The organism is Arthrobacter sp. 01T419, assembly GCF_056398865.1.
The window spans coordinates 55,752-75,379 of sequence record NZ_JBFTQF010000002.1; the positions used below are offsets into that span (position 1 = coordinate 55,752).

General features: G+C 61.7%; 23 protein-coding genes. 10 read left to right on the forward strand and 13 right to left on the reverse strand.

The window, feature by feature from the left end; all coding sequences use genetic code 11:
• Positions 1-209 precede the first annotated feature (209 nt).
• From AC1DLO_RS03860 to AC1DLO_RS03905, 10 genes are all read left to right on the forward strand, one after another.
• Positions 210-863, forward strand: coding sequence for a prepilin peptidase (locus tag AC1DLO_RS03860; protein WP_476889319.1), 654 nt, complete (start codon positions 210-212; stop codon positions 861-863).
• A gap of 270 nt (positions 864-1,133) precedes the next feature.
• Positions 1,134-1,346 (forward strand): Flp family type IVb pilin, encoded by a 213-nt coding sequence (locus AC1DLO_RS03865; protein ID WP_476889320.1) that lies wholly within the window; start codon positions 1,134-1,136, stop codon positions 1,344-1,346.
• A gap of 126 nt (positions 1,347-1,472) precedes the next feature.
• Complete coding sequence (locus tag AC1DLO_RS03870; protein ID WP_476889321.1) at positions 1,473-1,856, forward strand: TadE/TadG family type IV pilus assembly protein; 384 nt, start codon at positions 1,473-1,475, stop codon at positions 1,854-1,856.
• Positions 1,844-2,872 (forward strand): pilus assembly protein TadG-related protein, encoded by a 1,029-nt coding sequence (locus tag AC1DLO_RS03875; protein WP_476914401.1) that lies wholly within the window; start codon positions 1,844-1,846, stop codon positions 2,870-2,872. Before AC1DLO_RS03870 ends, AC1DLO_RS03875 begins: the two co-directional genes overlap by 13 nt.
• Positions 2,873-2,914: 42 nt before the next feature.
• Positions 2,915-3,682 (forward strand): Flp pilus assembly protein CpaB, encoded by a 768-nt coding sequence (gene cpaB, locus AC1DLO_RS03880; RefSeq protein WP_476889323.1) that lies wholly within the window; start codon positions 2,915-2,917, stop codon positions 3,680-3,682.
• Positions 3,679-4,884 (forward strand): CpaE/TadZ family protein, encoded by a 1,206-nt coding sequence (locus AC1DLO_RS03885; protein ID WP_476889324.1) that lies wholly within the window; start codon positions 3,679-3,681, stop codon positions 4,882-4,884. Before cpaB ends, AC1DLO_RS03885 begins: the two co-directional genes overlap by 4 nt.
• Positions 4,881-6,356 (forward strand): CpaF family protein, encoded by a 1,476-nt coding sequence (locus AC1DLO_RS03890; RefSeq protein WP_476889325.1) that lies wholly within the window; start codon positions 4,881-4,883, stop codon positions 6,354-6,356. Before AC1DLO_RS03885 ends, AC1DLO_RS03890 begins: the two co-directional genes overlap by 4 nt.
• Positions 6,353-7,303 (forward strand): type II secretion system F family protein, encoded by a 951-nt coding sequence (locus tag AC1DLO_RS03895; protein WP_476889326.1) that lies wholly within the window; start codon positions 6,353-6,355, stop codon positions 7,301-7,303. The genes AC1DLO_RS03890 and AC1DLO_RS03895 overlap by 4 nt, the downstream gene beginning before the upstream one ends.
• Before the next feature lie 13 nt (positions 7,304-7,316).
• A complete protein-coding gene (locus tag AC1DLO_RS03900) occupies positions 7,317-8,192 on the forward strand; it encodes a type II secretion system F family protein (RefSeq protein ID WP_476889327.1) in 876 nt (291 codons plus the stop codon).
• 34 nt (positions 8,193-8,226) lie between these two features.
• Positions 8,227-8,418, forward strand: a complete 192-nt coding sequence (locus AC1DLO_RS03905) for a Flp family type IVb pilin (protein WP_184740584.1) — start codon at positions 8,227-8,229, stop codon at positions 8,416-8,418.
• A gap of 176 nt (positions 8,419-8,594) precedes the next feature.
• Here the strand turns inward: AC1DLO_RS03905 and AC1DLO_RS03910 are convergent, their stop codons facing one another.
• The 13 genes from AC1DLO_RS03910 to AC1DLO_RS03970 form a co-directional block, all read right to left on the reverse strand.
• On the reverse strand, positions 8,595-9,485 hold the full coding sequence (locus AC1DLO_RS03910; protein WP_476889328.1) for a tRNA pseudouridine synthase A: 891 nt from the start codon (positions 9,483-9,485) through the stop codon (positions 8,595-8,597).
• 32 nt (positions 9,486-9,517) lie between these two features.
• Positions 9,518-10,072 (reverse strand): 50S ribosomal protein L17, encoded by a 555-nt coding sequence (rplQ, locus tag AC1DLO_RS03915; RefSeq protein WP_476914402.1) that lies wholly within the window; start codon positions 10,070-10,072, stop codon positions 9,518-9,520.
• Positions 10,073-10,138: 66 nt separating this feature from the next.
• Complete coding sequence (locus AC1DLO_RS03920; protein WP_265979357.1) at positions 10,139-11,149, reverse strand: DNA-directed RNA polymerase subunit alpha; 1,011 nt, start codon at positions 11,147-11,149, stop codon at positions 10,139-10,141.
• A gap of 143 nt (positions 11,150-11,292) precedes the next feature.
• On the reverse strand, positions 11,293-11,694 hold the full coding sequence (gene rpsK, locus AC1DLO_RS03925) for a 30S ribosomal protein S11 (protein WP_028265083.1): 402 nt from the start codon (positions 11,692-11,694) through the stop codon (positions 11,293-11,295).
• Between the two features lie 45 nt (positions 11,695-11,739).
• The gene (gene rpsM / locus AC1DLO_RS03930) at positions 11,740-12,117 is read right to left on the reverse strand and encodes a 30S ribosomal protein S13 (protein ID WP_011775569.1); all 378 of its coding nucleotides are present in this window, start codon (positions 12,115-12,117) and stop codon (positions 11,740-11,742) included.
• Between the two features lie 191 nt (positions 12,118-12,308).
• A complete protein-coding gene (gene rpmJ, locus AC1DLO_RS03935; RefSeq protein WP_011775570.1) occupies positions 12,309-12,422 on the reverse strand; it encodes a 50S ribosomal protein L36 in 114 nt (37 codons plus the stop codon).
• Positions 12,423-12,497: 75 nt separating this feature from the next.
• Positions 12,498-12,719: a translation initiation factor IF-1 gene (gene infA, locus AC1DLO_RS03940; protein WP_009358723.1), complete on the reverse strand. Its 222-nt coding sequence runs from the start codon at positions 12,717-12,719 to the stop codon at positions 12,498-12,500.
• Between the two features lie 256 nt (positions 12,720-12,975).
• Positions 12,976-13,926 (reverse strand): P1 family peptidase, encoded by a 951-nt coding sequence (locus tag AC1DLO_RS03945; protein WP_476889330.1) that lies wholly within the window; start codon positions 13,924-13,926, stop codon positions 12,976-12,978.
• 15 nt (positions 13,927-13,941) lie between these two features.
• Positions 13,942-14,982, reverse strand: a complete 1,041-nt coding sequence (locus AC1DLO_RS03950; RefSeq protein ID WP_476889331.1) for a sugar phosphate isomerase/epimerase family protein — start codon at positions 14,980-14,982, stop codon at positions 13,942-13,944.
• A gap of 108 nt (positions 14,983-15,090) precedes the next feature.
• Positions 15,091-16,710 (reverse strand): ABC transporter substrate-binding protein, encoded by a 1,620-nt coding sequence (locus tag AC1DLO_RS03955; protein WP_476889332.1) that lies wholly within the window; start codon positions 16,708-16,710, stop codon positions 15,091-15,093.
• 1 nt (position 16,711) lies between these two features.
• Entirely contained in the window at positions 16,712-17,557 is an 846-nt protein-coding gene (locus AC1DLO_RS03960; RefSeq protein ID WP_476889333.1) for an ATP-binding cassette domain-containing protein, read from the reverse strand.
• Positions 17,554-18,609, reverse strand: coding sequence for an ABC transporter ATP-binding protein (locus AC1DLO_RS03965; RefSeq protein WP_184740600.1), 1,056 nt, complete (start codon positions 18,607-18,609; stop codon positions 17,554-17,556). Before AC1DLO_RS03965 ends, AC1DLO_RS03960 begins: the two co-directional genes overlap by 4 nt.
• Positions 18,609-19,625 (reverse strand): ABC transporter permease, encoded by a 1,017-nt coding sequence (locus AC1DLO_RS03970; protein ID WP_184740602.1) that lies wholly within the window; start codon positions 19,623-19,625, stop codon positions 18,609-18,611. The genes AC1DLO_RS03965 and AC1DLO_RS03970 overlap by 1 nt, the downstream gene beginning before the upstream one ends.
• Positions 19,626-19,628: the final 3 nt, after the last annotated feature.

Genomic DNA, 19,628 nt, shown 5'->3' on the forward strand with positions numbered 1-19,628 from the left:
AGGTGAGGGCTCTATGTACCAGTTATCCCGAAGTCCCGATATGCCTGTCGAGTTAACGATCCTGCAACTGGATCCCCAAGCGGGCATGTGTCATCGAGAAAGGACACGCACAACGACTATCAACAATAGCGGCAAGGAGCTTCAGGGTCAAAATAGGCTGACAACCACAGTGAACACGTGGGACCATGCCTTGAATCTTAGGAGATGCCATGACCGCAACTGCAGCGCAGCCCTTGCTTCTAGGCGTCCTTGGACTTTTGGGACTGCTCTTGAGTCCCCTGGCAGAGCTCCTGATAGCCCGATTCCTGCCCCGCCTCGGCGGACTCCCCTCCCTCAAAGTCCGGATCACGACGGCGGCGGCCACCGCGGCGTTGTTCGTCCTCCTGGCGCTCCGGTTCGGCCTCTCCCCGACGCTCCCCGCCTATCTCCTCTTAGCGGTGCTGGCTGTACAGCTGTCGCGTTTGGACGTAGTCCATCATTTGCTCCCGAACCCATTGGTGCTGTCCCTGCTTGCAGCCGGTTTGGTCCTGTTAACTACGTCCGCAGCGCTGCTTCCAGACTGGCCCGGACTGCTTCGCGCGGCTGCCGGCGGTGTCATTTTGTTCCTCGGGTACTTAATTCTTGGATTAATTTCTCCGGGGGGCCTCGGAATGGGCGATGTGAAGCTCGCAGCACCACTCGGAATGTACTTGGGCTACTTGGGTTGGACCCAGGTGTTCTACGGGGGCCTGCTGGGGTTCGTGGTGGGTGGGGTGATGACGGTGCTGATGTTGCGCCTGAAGCGCGGAATCAAGCCATCTGAAGTAGCTCACGGACCGGCCATGTTCGCCGCGGCAATTGGAGTGGTGTTGCTGGCCGCCTAAAGCCGCCGCCATCTTCCCAGGTTCCCCTCGGTTCACTGGAACCCCATCTGTGCCGGCGCCTAAGTAGTACTTAGGCAGAAAAACCGAGTACCCGCAGAGCGTCCTTCGAGTAATCAACACCCCCCGCACGGAAAAAGACGAGTACCACTACGCATTGTTTGTTAACCCTCCCAGGGGCAATTCYTGTCCTATCGAAATCCGAACCGCCAAAGGGATATGTAAGCGGCAGGGATTCGTAAACAAATTCACTTATCTGGGAAGGGTTTTCCAATGTCATCTCTCATGGTTTCTGTCATTGCTTTCGTCGCCGGCGTCAAAGATCGCCTCACTTCCGAAAAGGGCGCAACCGCAACTGAATATTCATTGCTTGTTGCGTTCATCGCTTTGGTCATCATCGTTGGCGTTACTGCTTTCGGCGGCGCACTGAACACTTGGTTCAACGACCTCGCCGGGAACGTCGCCAAGTGGAAGGTCGGCGCTTAACCGAACTCAAGCCAAACCTTTGTGGTGCCGCGTCCGCTCAACGCGGGCGCGGCATCGCCGTTTCTAGGAAGAATCTCTTCCTAACTAAGTTAAGTCCCGAAGCTGCTTAATCCTCTGGGGGATAACATGATCCGCAGCAAAGCAAGAAAAAAGGGAGAACGCGGAGCCGTCGCTGTGGAATTTGCGCTCATTGCGCCAATTCTTTTGCTCTTGGTTGCGGCGATCATTGAATTCTCCTATTTTTACAACCTCCAAATTTCCGTCACCCAGGCAGCCCGCGAAGCCGCCCGAACCATGGCGGTCACCAACAATACGGGCAAGGCACAAGCGGCCGCTGTTGCCGGGGCACCGAGCATCAGTCTCTCCCCCGGAAATGTCAGCCTTTCGGGCGCCTGCAGCCATGGAGTTACGGTCCAGTCCACAGTGACTTTCACCGCCCCATCTCTCACTGGCTTCTTTACGCCGTCGATCACGGTTACCGGGAAGGGGGCCATGGCATGTGGCGGCTAACAAGAAGGACAAGGAATCAGGACGGCGAGCGGGGCGTCGCCGGCGTCATGGTGGCGCTCATGGTGCTCGTCCTCATCGGAGTCGGTGCCATGGCGGTGGATGTCGGCCAAATCTACGCAGAAAGGGCGCAACTGCAAAACGGCGCTGACGCCGGGGCCCTTGCTGCGGCTCAACTGTGCTCGAATAGCGGCGGATGTACGCAAAGCGCCGCCAACGCCGCTGCCAAGGCCCTCGCGGACAGCAACTCCAACGATGGTGTTTCCAACCTCCAGTCCGTTGACCTGAGTGTCGCCAACCAGGTCACAGTCACAACCTCGACTATTGACGGCACCACACACGCCGGCTTCTTGAGCAAGTTGTTTTCCAGCGCTTTGAACGTGCCGCCAGTCAYTGTCGGCGCAAAGGCGACTGCTTCCCTCAAACCTCCGAGCGGGGGCGGCGCGTTCCCTCTTGCCTTCTCCAACCAGTGCTGGGACCTGAGTGGAGCAACCGCAGCAGGGACCCTCCAGAAGATCTCCTGGAAGCCCGGTACCACGTGCACCAACCCCTCTGGCCACACCGTTCCAGGCGGTTGGGGTTGGTTGAGTGATCCTGACGCCGACTGCTACGCCGTAACCTCTACGGGCAACATGGCCGGATCGGATCCGGGCAATAACAAACCAACTCAATGCGCCACCATTCTCCAAGGTTGGATCAATTCCCTCACAAGTGGAACTGCGGTCAAAGTCACTTTCCCTGTCTTTGACACGTCAGCAGGCTCTGGGAACAACGCCACTTTCCACATCATCGGCTACGCCACCTTCAACATCGTTGGCTGGAAGTTCGGCAACGGCGGCGTCTACGAGTACCACAACACCACGGGCGCACTCGGCAACTCCAACCTCGCGTGTTCGGGCGGAAACGATCGCTGCGTCATCGGTCAATTCGTCAAGTTCGCAACCGTCGACGACTTCGATGGCAATGGTTCCGGCCCTGCCCAAGACCTCGGCACCTGGCAAGTGCAACTCATCAAATAGCGGCCCCGGTTCCACGCTGCCGCGTACCGAATAGGAGATAAAGTGAAAACACGCCTACTGGGAGGCATCGCTGCGCTTGTCGTAGCCATCATTGGAACAGTGATGCTCGTGTTCTACGTCCAAGGCGCCGACAAGCGCGCTCTGGCAAATACGGAGACTCAAGACGTCTACGTCATCCAAAAAGAAATCCCCAGCGGCACTCCGACCGCTAAATTCGGAGATTCCGTCATCAAGAAAGCTGTGCCGAAGTCGGCAGTAGCAGCAGATAGTGTCACCAGCCTTAGTGATCTGGGTTCCAAGGTTTCTTCGATCGAATTCATGCCCGGTGAGCAATTGCTCGCATCCCGCATGGTTGATCCGAACAGCTTGGCTGGTCCCGGCCGGGTTGAAGTCCCCACTGGACTTCAAGAAGTCACGGTCAAACTGCCGATCGAACGTGTTGTTGGAGGGCACCTGGCTGCCGGCGACACAGTCGGCATGATGCTGTCCTTCAAAGCGGACGACAAAGCGAACGTCCCCGACCAAACGAGCTTTACGTTCAACAAGGTCCTCGTCACCGCGGTGCAGGACTCCAGCGGGGCTATTTCAGACAACAACGGCTCTGCATCCCAAACGGGCGGCGGCTCGCTCAACTCCAACAAGGCTTCTGGCCAGAGCGGTGGCTATCTCGTGACTGTAGCGCGCTCCGCCGTGGACGTCCAGAAGATCGTCTATGCCGCGGAGTTCGGTGCCATCTATCTGAGCAAAGAGCCCTCGGATGCCCTAGTAGGCGCAACCGGGGTCATCGACCGGGGGAGTGTATTCAAATGAGTCGCTTCGTTCTCATCACCCCGGACCTTGACTTCGAACGGCGGGTTCGGTCCGCGACGGCCGGCATGAGCGGAAGCCTCCAATGGTTCCAGGCCGACTACTTGCCGGCTGGACCACGGGAGATCCTGGATCAGCTCCTCGGAGAGCCTCCCGAGGTGTTGATTTTGGGACCAGGCCTGGAAATCGATGATTCCCTCAAGCACGCTTCGCTGCTGGATCTGCAATTCCCGGAAATCAGTGTTGTGCTGGCCGCGGAGCAGAGCGAATCGCTGGTCCTCGCGGCAATGCGCTCCGGGGTACGGGACATCCTCTCCCCCGCGGCGGACTCAGACTCGATCCGCGTGATGGTGGAGCGGGCAAGCCTAGCTGCTGCGGGCCGGCGAAGGGGGCTGGCCCCCAACGCCATCGAGGCTCCATCCCAGGCCTCCGGCGGCCGAATCATCGCCGTCATGTCGCCGAAGGGCGGCGTGGGCAAGACCACGGTGGCCACTAATCTGGCGGTCGGTCTCGGGACGATGGCGCCGATGGGCGTGGTGATCGTCGATCTGGACCTGCAGTTTGGTGACGTAGCCAGCGGGTTGCTTTTGCATCCTGAACGTACCATCACCGACGCGGTGCTGGGTCCGGCCAGTCAGGACTCCATGGTGCTCAAGACGTACTTGAGTGTCCACCCCGCGAGTATCTATGCTCTGTGTGCCCCCCGCAATCCAGTGGAAATGGACCGCATCACGGCCCAGCACGTATCTAGATTGCTCGAACAACTACGTCAAGAATTCCAGTACGTCGTGATCGACACTGCTCCCGGGCTCGGTGAGCATGTCCTCGCAGCGTTGGAAAATGCCACGGATGCCGTGTGGGTATGCGGGATGGACATTCCGAGCATCCGCGGATTGCGGACGGGCTTGAACATTCTCGAAGAATTGCAACTGCTCCCGCAGTACCGGCACGTCGTGCTGAACATGGCCGATCCGAAGAGCGGCCTGGTCCTTTCGGACGTGGAAGCGACCATCGGAGTTCCGGTGGATGTTGCCATTCCCCGATCCAGGACGCTTCCCTTCTCCACCAACAAAGGCGTCCCGCTCCTCCAGGACGGGGCGCGGGATGCTGCCACCAAGGGCCTGCGCCTGTTGGTGAACCGGTTCAGGCCCAATTGGGATGAGCGATCACACAAGCAGTTGCACAGAAGGGCGGTTGTCCGGTGAACCTCTCACGCAGACTCGAAAGCCATCGGTTCGGCACCGGTTCCGGCGCCCCGGATGCAGCCGCGGTTCCCGAGGCGGGGGCGCCGATAGCGACAACCCTCGGCCGAATCCAGGAAGTGAAAGCGGCAGAGTCCTCGAACGCCATGGCCCACGCCGATGAAAACACACCATCGACGATTCTGGCCAGTGAAGCCCTCAGCGACCTCAAGGAGCGAGCCAGCAAGACCCTGTTTGAACGGCTCGGCTCCAGACTCTCGGATTCCTCCTTGGATGAGGCGGAACTGCACCAGTATGTCCGCGACGAGCTGAAGGTTGTTGTCGACGAGGAGCAGGTTCCCCTGACTTCCACCGAACGGCAACGCCTCACGGCCGAAATCATCGACGACGTCCTGGGGCACGGCGCCATCCAACGTTTCCTTGACGATCCGGAAATTACGGAAGTCATGGTCAACCGCTACGACAGCATCTACGTCGAACGGTACGGGCAACTGTACAAAACGGAAGCCAAGTTCTCCTCGGACGAAGCCCTGCGGCGGGTCATTGAGCGCATTGTGTCCAAAGTTGGGCGCCGAATCGACGAGTCGTCTCCGCTTGTGGACGCACGGCTGGCTGACGGCTCCCGCGTGAATGCCATCATCCCTCCGCTTGCCGTCAACGGTCCCTCACTGACCATCCGGAAATTCGGCCGCGAGGCTCTGACGGTCAACAAGCTCATCGAGTTTGGCAGCCTGTCTCCGGAAATGGCTGAGCTTCTCAGGGCATGCGTCCTGGCGCGGATGAACATCATTGTGTCCGGCGGTACAGGTACTGGTAAGACCACGCTGTTGAATGTCCTGTCCTCCTTCATCCCGGCGACGGACCGGATCGTCACCATCGAGGATGCCGTCGAGCTGCAACTCCAGCAAGAGCACGTGGTGCGGCTTGAGAGCAGGCCCGCCAATATCGAGGGACGGGGTGAGGTCACCATCCGGGATCTCGTGAGGAACTCGCTCCGCATGCGACCGGACCGCATCGTGGTGGGCGAGGTCCGCGGCGGGGAGTCCTTGGACATGCTGCAGGCCATGAACACCGGCCACGACGGTTCCATTTCCACGGTGCACGCCAATTCGCCCCGCGATGCCATAGCCAGGCTGGAGACTCTGGTCCTGATGGCCGGCATGGACCTGCCTCTCCGGGCTATCCGCGAACAAGTCGCCTCCGCCGTCAACCTGATCGTGCACATCAGCCGCTTGCGCGATGGAACCCGCAGGGTTACGCACATCACCGAAGTCCAAGGGATGGAAGGCGATATCGTCACTCTCCAGGACGCCTTCGTCTTCGACTACTCAGCCGGAGTGGATGCCAACGGCCGATTCCTCGGCAAGCCGGTCCCTACCGGAGTGCGTCCCCGCTTCACCGACCGTTTCGCGGAACTCGGAATTTCCATTTCTCCGGCAGTATTCGGGGCCCACCTGTCGGGAGGCCTGCGATGAGCGATGCAGGAATCCAGATCATTTGGCTTGCCGCGGGGCTTGGCCTGGTGTACCTCGCATTGCTTCTTGTGGTGCTAGTGGTACTCAAGTCAAGAAGGCTCGACGTCGAGAGGCGGCGTCCTGATTCGCCGCTTCACACGTCCACGTTGACGCGGATTACCGACGGCGCGCGAGATGCCATCCAAACCCGCATTCATCCAAGCTCGGGTGGTTATCTCTCCCAAGTGAAACTGGATGCCGCCGGGTTGAAGAAGCAACCCGGCGACTACGTATTGATAGCGGGTATCGCGACCGTCTTTGCCGGCGCCGTCGGCTTCATGTTGGGTGGCCTCTTCTTTGCGATCCTCATGGCACTCGCTGCCATCGTTTCACTCGCGGCGCTCCTCAGCTTGCTGATATCCAGGCGTTCGGCGAAATTCGACGAGCAAATACCCGATGCCCTTCAGATGATGAGCGGCGGGATGCGGGCCGGGCACAGCCTCTTGAGGGCAGTGGACGCCACTGCCCAGGAGAGCGAAGCACCCATGGCGGAAGAGATGAGCAGGATCGTCAACGAAACCCGACTCGGCCGGGATCTGGGAGGTTCGCTGGGCGACGTCGCAATCAGGACGAGGAGCGAAGACTTCGGCTGGATAGCCCAAGCGATCGAAATTCACAGGGAAGTCGGCGGGGACTTGGCAGAAGTCTTGGACCACGTCGGTGAAACGATTCGTGACCGCAATCAAATCCGCCGGCAGGTCAAGGCGCTGAGCGCTGAGGGCCGGATGTCAGCGCTGGTGCTGCTCGGACTGCCGGTTTTGATGTTCATCCTGCTGCAGTTCCTCAACCCCGGCTACGCCCACGTCTTTACGTCAACACTGCCCGGCTACATCATGCTTGCAGTCGCGATCATCATGCTCAGCCTGGGTGCGCTGTGGTTGAACCGGCTCATCAAGCCGAAGTACTAGGGAGGATTTCATCATGCAACCCATCGCTTATGCTGCCATGTTGGCCATTGTGGCCCCCGTCTCCTGGATGGTCTGGCTCGTCGTCACCGGCGACCGGGCAGGCCTTCGCAATATCCGTACCAATCTGGGCGCCCGCGCGGCAGCCGCGCCGCAGTCTGCCAACACGCGGGATCGATTGACGGCATTTTCACGACAACTTGCGCCGAACGGTTACGTGGCTTGGCTCGACATGCAATTGGCTGGGGCGGGACGGCCGAAGGATTGGCCGCTGGGGCGGATCCTGATGGTCAAACCGCTCTTGGCGCTCGGCGGCGCTGTGCTAGGACTCCTCCTGTTCCTCGGAGATCGATCGGTCGGCCGTCTCCTCCTTGGCCTTGGCGTCATTGCAGTGGCCTACTTCGTACCGGATCTACTGATCCGCTCCAATGCCCAAAAGCGTCGGGCTGCCATCCGCCTGGAACTGCCCAACACACTGGACCAGATGCTGATTGCTGTCCAAGCAGGGCTCGGTTTTGAGGCGGCGATGGCCCGTGCTGCCGAAAACGGACGGGGTCCCCTGGCCGATGAATTCATCCGGACACTGCAAGACATCCAAGTGGGACGGAGCCGCAAGGACGCCTACCTGGATATGTCCCAGCGCGTGGATGTACCCGACGTTCGAAGCTTCATCAGGGCGGTCGTCCAGGCGGATGCCTACGGTATCGCAATCGCCAAGGTCCTCAAGTCCCAGGCACAAGAGATGCGAACCAAGCGTAGGCAGGCAGCGGAGGAGCATGCCATGAAGATCCCTGTGAAGATCCTGTTTCCGCTGATCTTCTGCATCTTCCCCACGCTGTTCATTATCCTTTTGGGTCCGGCGGTCATGAAGATTATCGCCGCCTTCTCCTAAGCACCGGCGCACGTCGCCTGAAAGGTCGGTCATCATGAAAAGCAAGCTCAAGTGCCTCGTTTCGTCCTTCGCAAAGGAACGCGGAGCAACAGCCACCGAGTATTCGATGTTGGTCGGGTTCATCGCTGTAGTCATCGTCGTGGGCGTTGGTGCCTTTGGTCTCGCCCTCAACGGATTCATCGACGGCCTCGCTGCCGCCGTCAGGACAGCGCTCGGAGTGCACTAGGCATCTCCGAACCTTTGAACCAGGCGCATCTGGGGCGCCTTCAAACCGATCACCCGCGATACCCAGAACCGCGGGTGGTCTCGCAGGCCCCCTCCCCGGTACCCAGAACCGGGAGGGGGCCGTTCAACGTCGAGGCCTCGTCGTGGGACAGGACGTCTTGCAGGGCCCGGCGCCTACTACTCCCGCCGGGCCCGGGTCAGCTCGGCCCGGGCAAACAGTTCGTCGTCGGAGGGGTAGGCCACTTCTTCAAGCACCAAAGGGTACGGCGCGGCCAGTACCGACTTAGCGTCCCTGACCCCCGCAAGCAGGCGTTCATGCAGCCATTCCGGCTGTTCCAGGCCCTCCCCCACACGCAACGCCGATCCCACCAAGGCCCGCACCATGTTGTGGCAAAACGCATCGGCTTGGACGTTGGCAACAAGCACCCCATCGCTGCCGCGGACGAACTCAAAGCGCTGCAATTCGCGGATGGTGGTGGCTCCCTCGCGCGGCTTGCAGTATGCCCTGAAGTCTTGAAGCCCCAGCAGCGCGGTGGCTCCCGAGTTCATCGCGCCTTCGTCCAACACGGATTTGTGCCACAACGTCAGCCTGCGTAGAACCGGGTCCCAGCGTTCCGGGCCATCGGCAATCCGGTAACTGTAGCGGCGCCACAACGCTGAGAAGCGAGCGTCAAAGCCGTCAGCTGCCAGTCCGACGTCGTGCACTTCAATGGCGCCGGTTTCATCCTGGAGGACACGGCTCAAGGCTCCACGAAGCCTCCGGAGCAGCGCAGAGGCGGGATCAATCTCGTGGCCCCTCGGAAGTCCGCTCCACTCGGCCTGCGACAGATCAATGTGCGCCACTTGTCCGCGTGCATGCACACCGGCGTCGGTTCGACCAGCCACGGTGACGCGCACGGGACGGCGCACGATCAACGCCAGTCCCTCTTCCAGCGAACCCTGCACAGTCCGTAGGCCGGGCTGCAGCGCCCAACCATTGAAAGGGCCGCCGTCGTACGAAAGATCCATCCGGACACGCAAAAACCCGCCGCCCCCCAAAACGGGGGCAGCGGGTTTTCGTTCGTTCATAGACTTAAGTCTACTGTGAAGAATTCAGTGAATTACTTCTTTTCCTCAGCGGCCGGAGCCTCTTCGGTTTCAGCAGCTTCAACGGCTTCGGTCTCAACCTCGGCGGCTTCGGTCTCAACGACCTCTTCCTCAGCAGCTTCGGTCTCAGCAACCGGAGCTTCTTCGGCAACCGGAGCAGCCTTCTCAGCAGCCTTGGTTGCCTCGGCAACTACAGCCTGCTTCGGGGAAACCGGCTCAAGAACCAGTTCGATGACAGCCATGGGAGCGTTGTCGCCCTTGCGGTTGCCGATCTTGGTGATGCGGGTGTAGCCACCATCGCGGTTGGCAACGGCGCCGGCGATGTCGGTGAACAGCTCGTGGACGAYGCCCTTGTYGCTGATCAGGCCGAGTACACGGCGRCGGGARGMCAGGTCGCCRCGCTTGGCGAAGGTCACGAGGCGCTCTGCATACGGCTTCAGGCGCTTGGCCTTGGTGACCGTGGTGGTGATGCGCTTGTGCTCGAACAGCGATGCTGCCAGGTTCGCGAGCATCAGGCGCTCGTGAGCCGGACCGCCTCCGAGGCGCGGACCCTTAGTGGGGGTAGGCATAGTAATTTCTCCTGTAATGAAGGCCCTCCGGGTCCGAACGTGGACTCGGTGGCCAAGATCTGCTTGTTAGAGCTCGTCGTCGCTGAACGCGGCGTCGTCCTCTTCGATGGCTGCGGCGCGGGCTGCAAGATCGAAACCGGGAGGGGAGTCCTTGAGGGACAGACCCAGTTCAACCAGCTTTGCCTTGACCTCATCAATGGACTTCGCACCGAAGTTACGGATGTCCATCAGGTCAGCCTCGGAGCGGGCAACGAGTTCACCCACGGTGTGGATGCCCTCACGCTTGAGGCAGTTGTAGGAACGGACGGTGAGGTCCAGATCCTCGATCGGCAGTGCCATGTCAGCTGCCAGGGCAGCATCCGTCGGCGACGGGCCAATCTCGATACCTTCAGCTGCGGTGTTCAGCTCACGTGCAAGACCGAACAGCTCCACCAGGGTGGTGCCTGCCGAGGCAACGGCGTCGCGCGGGGCGATAGCCTGCTTGGTCTCGACGTCGACAATCAGCTTGTCGAAGTCAGTGCGCTGCTCAACACGGGTAGCTTCCACGCGGAAGGTAACCTTCAAGACCGGCGAGTAGATCGAGTCGACCGGAATACGGCCGATCTCGGAGTCGCCGGACTTGTTCTGAGCTGCCGAAACGTAGCCGCGGCCGCGTTCGATGGTCAGTTCGAGTTCGAACTTGCCCTTCGAGTTCAGCGTGGCAATGTGCAGATCCGGGTTGTGGAATTCGACGCCGGCCGGCGGAGCGATGTCCGCGGCAGTGACGATTCCGGGGCCCTGCTTGCGCAGGTATGCAACAACCGGCTCATCGTGCTCGGAGGACACGGAGAGGCTCTTGATGTTCAGGATGATCTCAGTGACATCTTCCTTGACACCCGGAACCGTGGTGAACTCGTGCAGCACGCCATCGATCCGGATGCTGGTAACAGCAGCACCAGGGATGGAGGAGAGCAGGGTACGGCGGAGGGAGTTTCCGAGGGTGTAACCGAAGCCCGGTTCCAGCGGTTCAATGATGAAACGCGAGCGGTTCTCGGAGACTACTTCTTCAGACAGAGTGGGGCGCTGTGCAATAAGCACTTAGGTTTCCTTTCGGCGAGCATCCGCTATATGACGCAACACAGGTGGTGGAAATCGGCTTGGTTCCGGCTTTGCCGGCCGGGCGCTGCGGAACAGTCAGACTGTTCCGCAGCGGACCCGGCCGGCAAAAGCCAAGAAGCCAATTAGACGCGGCGGCGCTTCGGCGGGCGGCAACCGTTGTGGGCGCTGGGGGTGACGTCCTGGATGGAGCCAACCTCGAGGCCAGCGGCCTGCAGCGAACGAATTGCGGTCTCGCGTCCGGATCCCGGTCCCTTGACGAACACGTCGACCTTGCGCAGACCGTGCTCCTGGGCGCGCTTTGCAGCAGCCTCGGCAGCCATCTGGGCGGCGAACGGGGTGGACTTGCGGGAGCCCTTGAATCCAACCTCACCGGCGGAAGCCCAGGAGATGACAGCACCGTTCGGGTCCGTGATGGACACGATGGTGTTGTTAAAGGTGCTCTTGATGTGCGCCTGGCCAAGCGCGATATTCTTCTTGTCCTTCTTACGCGGCTTGCGAACCGCGCCACGAGTCTTCGGGGGCATTATTTCTCCTACAGAAAGTTATCGGGGGAAAGTCAGCTGCTATTTCTAGCGGCCGGCTTTCTTCTTGCCGGCGACGGTACGCTTCGGGCCCTTGCGGGTACGAGCGTTGGTCTTCGTACGCTGACCGCGTACGGGCAGGCCCTTGCGGTGACGCAGGCCTTCGTAGCTGCCGATTTCAACCTTGCGGCGGATATCTGCTGCTACTTCGCGGCGAAGGTCACCCTCAACCTTGTAGTTGCCTTCAATGTAGTCACGCAGCTGGACCAGCTCGGCGTCAGTCAGGTCTTTGACGCGAACGTCAGCGCTGATGCCGGTGGCAGCCAGGGTTTCGTGTGCACGGGTCTTGCCCACGCCGTAGATGTAAGTAAGCGCAATTTCCAACCGCTTTTCGCGGGGAATGTCTACGCCAGCGAGACGAGCCATAGTGGCAGTACTCCTTGAATAAACCGGAGGTCGTAGGCAGTACACCCGCACTTTCAGTGCGGCCCCAGCCTCCGACCGGGGGTTAGCTGTCCGGGCTCTGTGCGTCCCAATTCAGCTTGTGCTGCCTTTATTTACTTGCGTGGGTTAGCAACCCAGGTTGCCCTTGCGGGCACTAGTTCCCTTGCGGGGAATTAGCCCTGGCGCTGCTTGTGGCGCGGGTTCTCGCAGATCACCATGACCCGGCCATTACGGCGGATCACTTTGCACTTGTCGCAGATCTGCTTAACGCTCGGCTTGACCTTCATGGCGTTCCTTTGCGTGTTGCAGTTGGTCGGCTGTTGCGGCAATACCTAAGGTTTCCCAAGGCTGCCGCCCAGCAATTACTTGTAGCGGTAGACGATTCGACCACGTGTGAGGTCGTAAGGGCTCAGCTCCACCACTACGCGGTCCTCAGGGAGAATCCTGATGTAGTGCTGTCGCATCTTCCCCGAGATGTGTGCAAGAACGATGTGCTTGTTGGTGAGCTCAACGCGAAACATCGCATTGGGCAGCGCCTCAGTCACAACGCCCTCGATCTCAATGACCCCGTCCTTCTTGGCCATATCCTCCGCTAACTGTTGTTTGCCGCAGCCCTCCGGATAGGCACCGGAAAATCTGCGGACGTTTTTTGTTTGTTTGGCCGTCCGGCTCCTGCCACTCCACATAGCAGGACTCGCGACCTGTTATATGGGCGTGGCTGTGCAGACAACCAACAGACAACTCTACGCTAATGCGGCGCGAATGTTAAATCCGCCCATGCTAGCGCAGACACCGGCACGGTGTCACCCTTCTCCGTGCCGGAGAACCCCCTAGAACACGCTAAACCGCGCCGTAGGACGGGAAGGTCCCTGCCGCCGTCGTGATGGATTCCGCGGAAGCGACGCCGTCAAGAACAGCCAGGCGCACGGCGTCTGCCGCCGCGCTTTGCAGGGTAATGAGGGAGACCTGCCTCGCTTGTTCCGAACTGCGGTCGAGCCCGACGGCGCCCGTCGCCAGTGCGAACACCGTGTCGCCGTCGGCGAGGGTATGGGAAGGATTCAGAGCCCGGGCGAGGCCAGCGTGTGCGGCACTGGCAGTGCGCTTGCATTCGGCAGGGTCGAGGACCGCATTGGTCGCGACGACAACAAGCGTGGTGTTCAACGCCGGGGGCGCGGCCGGATTTGTGCTCCCGGGCTCCTCCCGCTGGGGCGATCCGCCAAAAGGCATGCCCAGCGCGTTCACCACTGCGAGCGCCCCCACCACCACTCCGTTGTCCAGGGTGATGGAGGACGTGCCCACTCCGCCTTTGAATGCGCCCCGTCCGATCACGGCACCGGTACCGGCGCCAATGTTTCCGCGCCCGACGTCGGCATGCTCACTTGCGGCCGCAGCCGCGGCGGCCGCTTCGTATCCCATGGCCTCGTCGGGGCGGGCTGCGAAGTCACCGCCGCGGCCCAAGTCGAAGATCGCGGCGGCCGGAACGATTGGCACTACTCCCCCGGGCACGGCGAACCCGCGCCCTTGTTCTTCGCACCATCGCTGGGCACCGTGGGCCGTGACCAAACCGAAGGCACTCCCACCCGTGAGCACCACTGCATCCACCGTGGGCACGAGGGTGGTGGGATCAAGCGCATCCGTCTCGTGCGTGCCCGGACCGCCGCCGCGCACATCGACCGATGCCACCGTCCCGGGCGGCGGGAGAACTACGGTCACCCCGCTCAGCCAACCGTCGCCGATCCGCTGGACATGTCCCACTCGGATTCCTGGCACGTCCGTGATGTTGGAAGTCATGTGCCTATTCTGCTCCTACACTGCTGCGCCGATCCGGGACAGCGCGTCCCTCAGCGCCTTCGCCGAGATGTCGATGAAGTGCGCACCGTCGTACTGGGCGGCGCGCAAGTCGCTGAGCCGCGGCGCTTCGCCCCGTTCCGCCCGTTCCGCGTACCCCGCCGCCATGCTCCGGATGCTAGCCACTTCTTCGAGGTCCAAGTCCGGGTGCATGGCAATCCATTCAGGATCGTCGAGGCCGATTGGCAGGTGCAAGGTGGGGCCTGCGTTCTCGATCGAAAGCGGGAGGTCCGGGGTTTCGGCGTGCAGGATGCCGAGCACCGCGTCCCAATCGATCGAGCCGTGGCCGATCGGTGCGAAGATCCGCCCGAAGACACCGTCCTGTTCGCCCAGGACAAAGTCCCGCAGGTGGGTGGCCCGGGTATAGGGTGCCACGCGACGCGCAGCCGCCACCGGGTCCTCCCCTCGCACCACCACATTTGCTGTGTCAAAGGTGACCCCCAGGACATCCGGCCCCACGGCTTCGACCAGACGGACGATTTCGTAACTCGTGATCTCCTCGTGGGTCTCGATGTTCATGTGCACGCCGTGGTCCCGGGCCGCCGGGGCAAGGAGCCGCAGGAACTTCTCGATCGCCACGAGCTGATCGGCCCACGGTGCGTCGGTCCGGAAGCGGTCGAAAACGTAGTAACCCGGCATGCCGCGCTGGTAGTTGGCACACGCCACCCACAGGTCTGTCACGCCAGCGGCTTCGTGCGCGGCCTCGATCATCTTGATCATGCCGCGTGTGTAGTCGCCGTCGCCGAGCCTACGGACCTGGGGCGCTTCGGCCGTCGCGTACGGGTTGACCTTGGCGAGGCCCATCTGGAGGTAGAGATTGAGTGAATCCGCACAGTCCCGGACCTCTGCGAGCAAGCCGCGGTCCAGGGTCGGGGAGACGTCCATGACGCTTCGGAAGTACACGCCTTCCATCCCCATGCCATGTGCCCGCTCGAGGATACGGATCGCTGAGTCGTCCGCTTCGTGGGGGATCTTGCTTCCATCGACACCAATTCGCATTTTCTCGTCCTTAGCTAGTTCTTCCTGTTGTCTCGCCCGCCGCGGGTGCTTTTCGACGGGTATCTGCGTCGTCACCGAGGGTGGGCCTCCGGTGTTTCAAGCCGTGCCCTAACGCCCCCAGTTGTAAAACGTGGTTGACGAGGCGTAGTCGAAGTCCTTGACCGAGTGTGCAAGCACTGCCGTGAACTGCGCACGGTAGAGGATGATGGTGGGGGAACTGGCCCGCCAAGCGTCCACGAGTGCATTGATGTACGGCAGCTGGGCTTGCAGGCTTGGTGCGTCGTCGAGCTTCTTCATGAGCTCCGGAGTGCCTGGAATGCAGATGTGCTGGTTGTTGAAGCTGCTGCCACAGGTCATCTTCTTGCGGAGTTCGTAGGCCGCCACGGCACCGGCACTTTCGAAGAGCAGCGCGGATTGGTATTTGCCGGTATTGAACTTCGTGGCAAAGGCCGTGGGCGTCTGCGAATCGATGTTGACAGTGACGCCGATTTCCTCCCACGAGGCTTTCAGGATCGTCGCAAGGGTCGAGACTCCGGGCGACGTTGGGTTGATCATGAGGTCGATCTGGGGATTCGCCAGGCCCGACTCCTTGACCAACGCCCGTGCCCGGTCCTTGTCAAGGGGGCGGGGGGCGGAACGTTGCGGGTCGAATCCGGGCGTCCCTGGAACGAACGGGCCGTAGTAGCTGTCCGCGTAGCCGTAGGCGACGCTGGCCTTGATCTGCTCGTACGGCACGGCGTACGTCAGTGCTTCACGCAATTTCGGATTGGACGTCACGCCTGACGAGTTGTCGAAGGATACGGTGACCGGGGCAAATGCCGGGGCCGTGGACACATTGCAGCAGTCGTTCTGGCTCAGTTCGTGGACCACGTAGGGCGGCAGTCCAAGCGTCACATCCGCCTCGCCTCGACGCGCCTGCAGCATCAGGGTCGGTATCGAGGTGATGAAGTTGACGCGGACCACCGGTTCTTTGGCAGCCGTGCCGTAGTAGTTCGGATTCCGTTTGAGCACCGCGTAGTTGTTTGCTACGTATTCATCCAGGACATAGGGGCCGCTGCTGCTGGCGGTGTGCGCGGCCAGCCATTGATTCGGCACGCCCTTCTTGTCCTCGCCATGTTCCTTGATGACCTTCGGGTCATAGATCGACCCGCGACTCTGCGCCAGGGTCACCAAGATCGCGGGATAGGCGCGTGACAGTTCGAGGCGGACAGTCTGGGGGTCTACTACTACAACCCTGCTGATCAGGGGCGGATCCGTCAGGCCTATCTGAAGGCCCAGGGAACCGCATCCGCCAATCGTGAGATTCCGCATGATCGAATACCTGACGGCCTCGGCATCCAAGGGGTTGCCGTTGGCGAACTTGGCCCCGGGGTGCAGGGAGAACGTGTAGGCCTTCCCATCAGGAGAGACCGTCCAGGTTGCGGCCAAGTCGCCCTTGACCCGGGCTGGATCTGTGTTGGCTACGAGCGTTCCGTCGGGCTGCTGATCCGCGTCGAGCTTGACCAGCCGGGCATAGAAATTGCTGGCGAAACTGTTTTCGTTGCCGGCGCAGACGAAAGCCGGGTCGATATTTGTCAGCGTCGTGGCCCAGTTCACTGTGAACGGCCGGTTTGTCGCACCGGATGAGTTCGCTGGGGTTGCGCAACCGGCCAAGGCGAGCAGGCCGGCGGCGGCGAGGAACGCCGTCGTCCTCTTCATCAGGACACGTGGGGCAGGCAGGGTCCTCATCTCACTTTCCTTCCGCGGCTACGGCCGTCCCGGCCGCCGCAAGCGCCTTGGCCCGGCGGCGAGCGCCCGGAACGGCATCCAGCAGCGCCCGCGTATAGGGATGGGTGGTGTTGTCGAATACGTCCGCCGAGGTTCCGGCCTCTACGATCTGTCCCGAGTTCATGACGGCGATGTGATGGCTCATGAGCCGGGCCACTGCCAGGTCATGCACGATGAACAGGTAGGTCAACCCAAGCTCATCCTGGAGGTCGCTCAGGAGATTGAGGACCTGGGCCTGGATGGAGACGTCCAGCGCGCTCACCGGTTCGTCCAAGACCACGAGGTCCGGGTTCAGGACCAATGCCCGGGCGATCGCGATCCGTTGGCGTTGACCGCCGGAGAACGCGAAGGGATAGCGCTGCGCCTGCTTGACGGTGATGCCGACGCGGTCGAGCACTTCCTCGACCCGGCGCGAGCGCTCAGCGGCGTCCGAGACGCCGTGGATGACCAATGGCTCTTCCACCAAGTCAGCGACCGTGAAGCGCGGGTCCAGTGAGCCGTTGGGGTCCTGGAACACCATTTGGATGCGCTTGCGCATCCGCCGCATCTGCGGCTTCGAAAGGGAGGTGAGGTCCACGCCGTCGAACTCGATCAGGCCGCTGTCTACGCCTGTCAGGCCCATAACGCACGCCGCCGTGGTGGACTTGCCGCTGCCCGATTCTCCAACGAGTCCCAGTGTTTGTCCGCGGCGCAGTTCGAAGGAGACGTCCCGGAGGATCTGGGTCCGGTTCCGTGATCCGACGCCTCGGCCGTAGGACTTGTTGAGGTTCTCCACCCGCAAGAGCGGGGCTGTGGCTAGGTTGCTCATGCTGCATCTCCTGGGGTATCGCTCGCGAAATGGCAGCGGACGACGGCGCCGCTCGCCAAAGCGCGGGCCTCGGGACGTTCTGTTGCGCACCGCAGTTCATCCCGGCCAAGTGGGCATCGGGCGACAAAGGGGCATCCGGGCTCGTCCACGGAAAGGTCCGGGGGCGAGCCCGGGATGGCGGGCAACGCCCCGCGCTTGGTGGCGGCGGGGTCGATGACACAATCCAGAAGTGCCTTGGAGTACGGGTGTGCCGGCGAGCCGAAGAGGGACCGGGTACTGGTGGATTCGACGAAGCGGCCCGCGTACATGACGTTGACGCTGTCGCAGAGTTCTTCCACGATCCCCAGGTTGTGGGTGATCATGATCAACGCATTTCCGCGTTCGTCGCAGATTTTGGCCAGGAGGTCGAGCACTTGTGCCTGCGTGGTGACGTCGAGGGCCGTCGTGGGTTCGTCCGCGATGACCACGGTGGGGTCGTTGGCTATGGCCATGGCGATGAGCACGCGTTGCCTCATGCCCCCGGAGTATTGGTGGGGGTAGTCGGCGATCCTCCGCTGCGGATCGTTGACGCCCACCTCGGCGAGGAGTTCACAGGCCATCCTCCGCGCCACCTTGACAGACACGTCTTGGTGCACCCGGATGGTTTCTACGAACTGGCTTCCGATGGTCTTCAGGGGGTCCAGGGCAGCCATCGGGTCTTGGAACACCAAGCCGATATCCTTGCCTCGGATCCTGGAGATCCCGGCGTCGTCGAGCCCCACGAGTTCTGTCCCGTTGAGCTTAACGCTGCCGCTGACGACCCGGCCCGGCTGCGGGACCAGCCCCACGAGTGACATGGCCATGGCGGATTTCCCGGAGCCCGACTCTCCCACGATCGCCAGGCGCTGGCGTTTGCGCAGCTCGAAGGAGACGTCGCGCACAGCATGGACCGTTCCCGAGGCGGTGTCGAAGTCGGTGACGAGGCCGTTGACGCTGAGCACGAGCGATCGGTCCCGGTCCCCGTTCTCGGCCACGCTTTGGGAAGGTAAGGGAAATGCGTTGGTGTGCGACATCAGCGGGCTCCTACTCGGGTGCGGGGATCTGCCGCGGTCATGATGAGGTCCGCGACGAGGCTGACCACTACGTAGAGGATGGCGGCCAGCAGAAGAACTGCCTGGACCACGGCAAAGTCCTTCTGAATGATGGCGTCGGCCGTCATGGAACCTATCCCTGGCCACCCGAACACCTTTTCGACCAGCAGGCTCCCCGCCAGAAGGTCGGCGAACAAGAGCGACGCCGCCGGCAATAGCGACAAGAGGCCGTGCGGGGCCACGTGGCGCGTGTAGACCGGAAACCGGCGCAGACCATGGCTCTGGGCAACAGTGACGAAGGTTTCTCGCAGCGTGCCTCGAAGTTGGTTCCGGTACAGCCTGCTGAGGAAGGCGAACGGGCCCAGGGCGACGATCGTCGCGGGCAGGATCAGGTGCCAGGCGGCATTGGCAAACGTTCCCCACTGTCCAGCCAGCACGGCATCCACGGTGAACATGCCGGTGATGTTTGGCGGACGGAGAGTCCCAGGTGAAAGGCGACCTTCCGGACCCGGGAAGATCCCGAGCTGGATCGAGAGAACCAGCAAGGCAAGCAGCGCGATCCAGAAAGGTGGTGAACCCATGGCCAAGGAAGAGGCGACGCGGAGGAAGCGGTCCGGCCAGCGGCGTCGTGAGTAGACGGCGACGCTCGCGGCGAGGACTGCTGCCGCAATCGCAATGAGGACCGACAACAGCCCCAGTTCGATCGTGGCCGGTAGGCGCTGCGCAAGGAGGTTGCCCACACTGTTCCCGGTGCTGTAAGAGAAGCCGAAGTCACCGCGTAGAAGCGACCCCATGTAGTTCCCGTACTGGACGAGCAGGTTGTCATCCAAGCCCATTGATTTCCGCAGGGCCGCGATGGTGTCGTCGGTGGCCGTATCCCCGGCGATGGCCCGGGCCGGGTCACCGGGAACCTTGCGGAGGAGGATAAAGGCGAAGATCGAAGCCCCGAAGACAGTGGCCAGTGCCACGCCGAGTCGTTTGGAAATGGTGCTAATCATCAG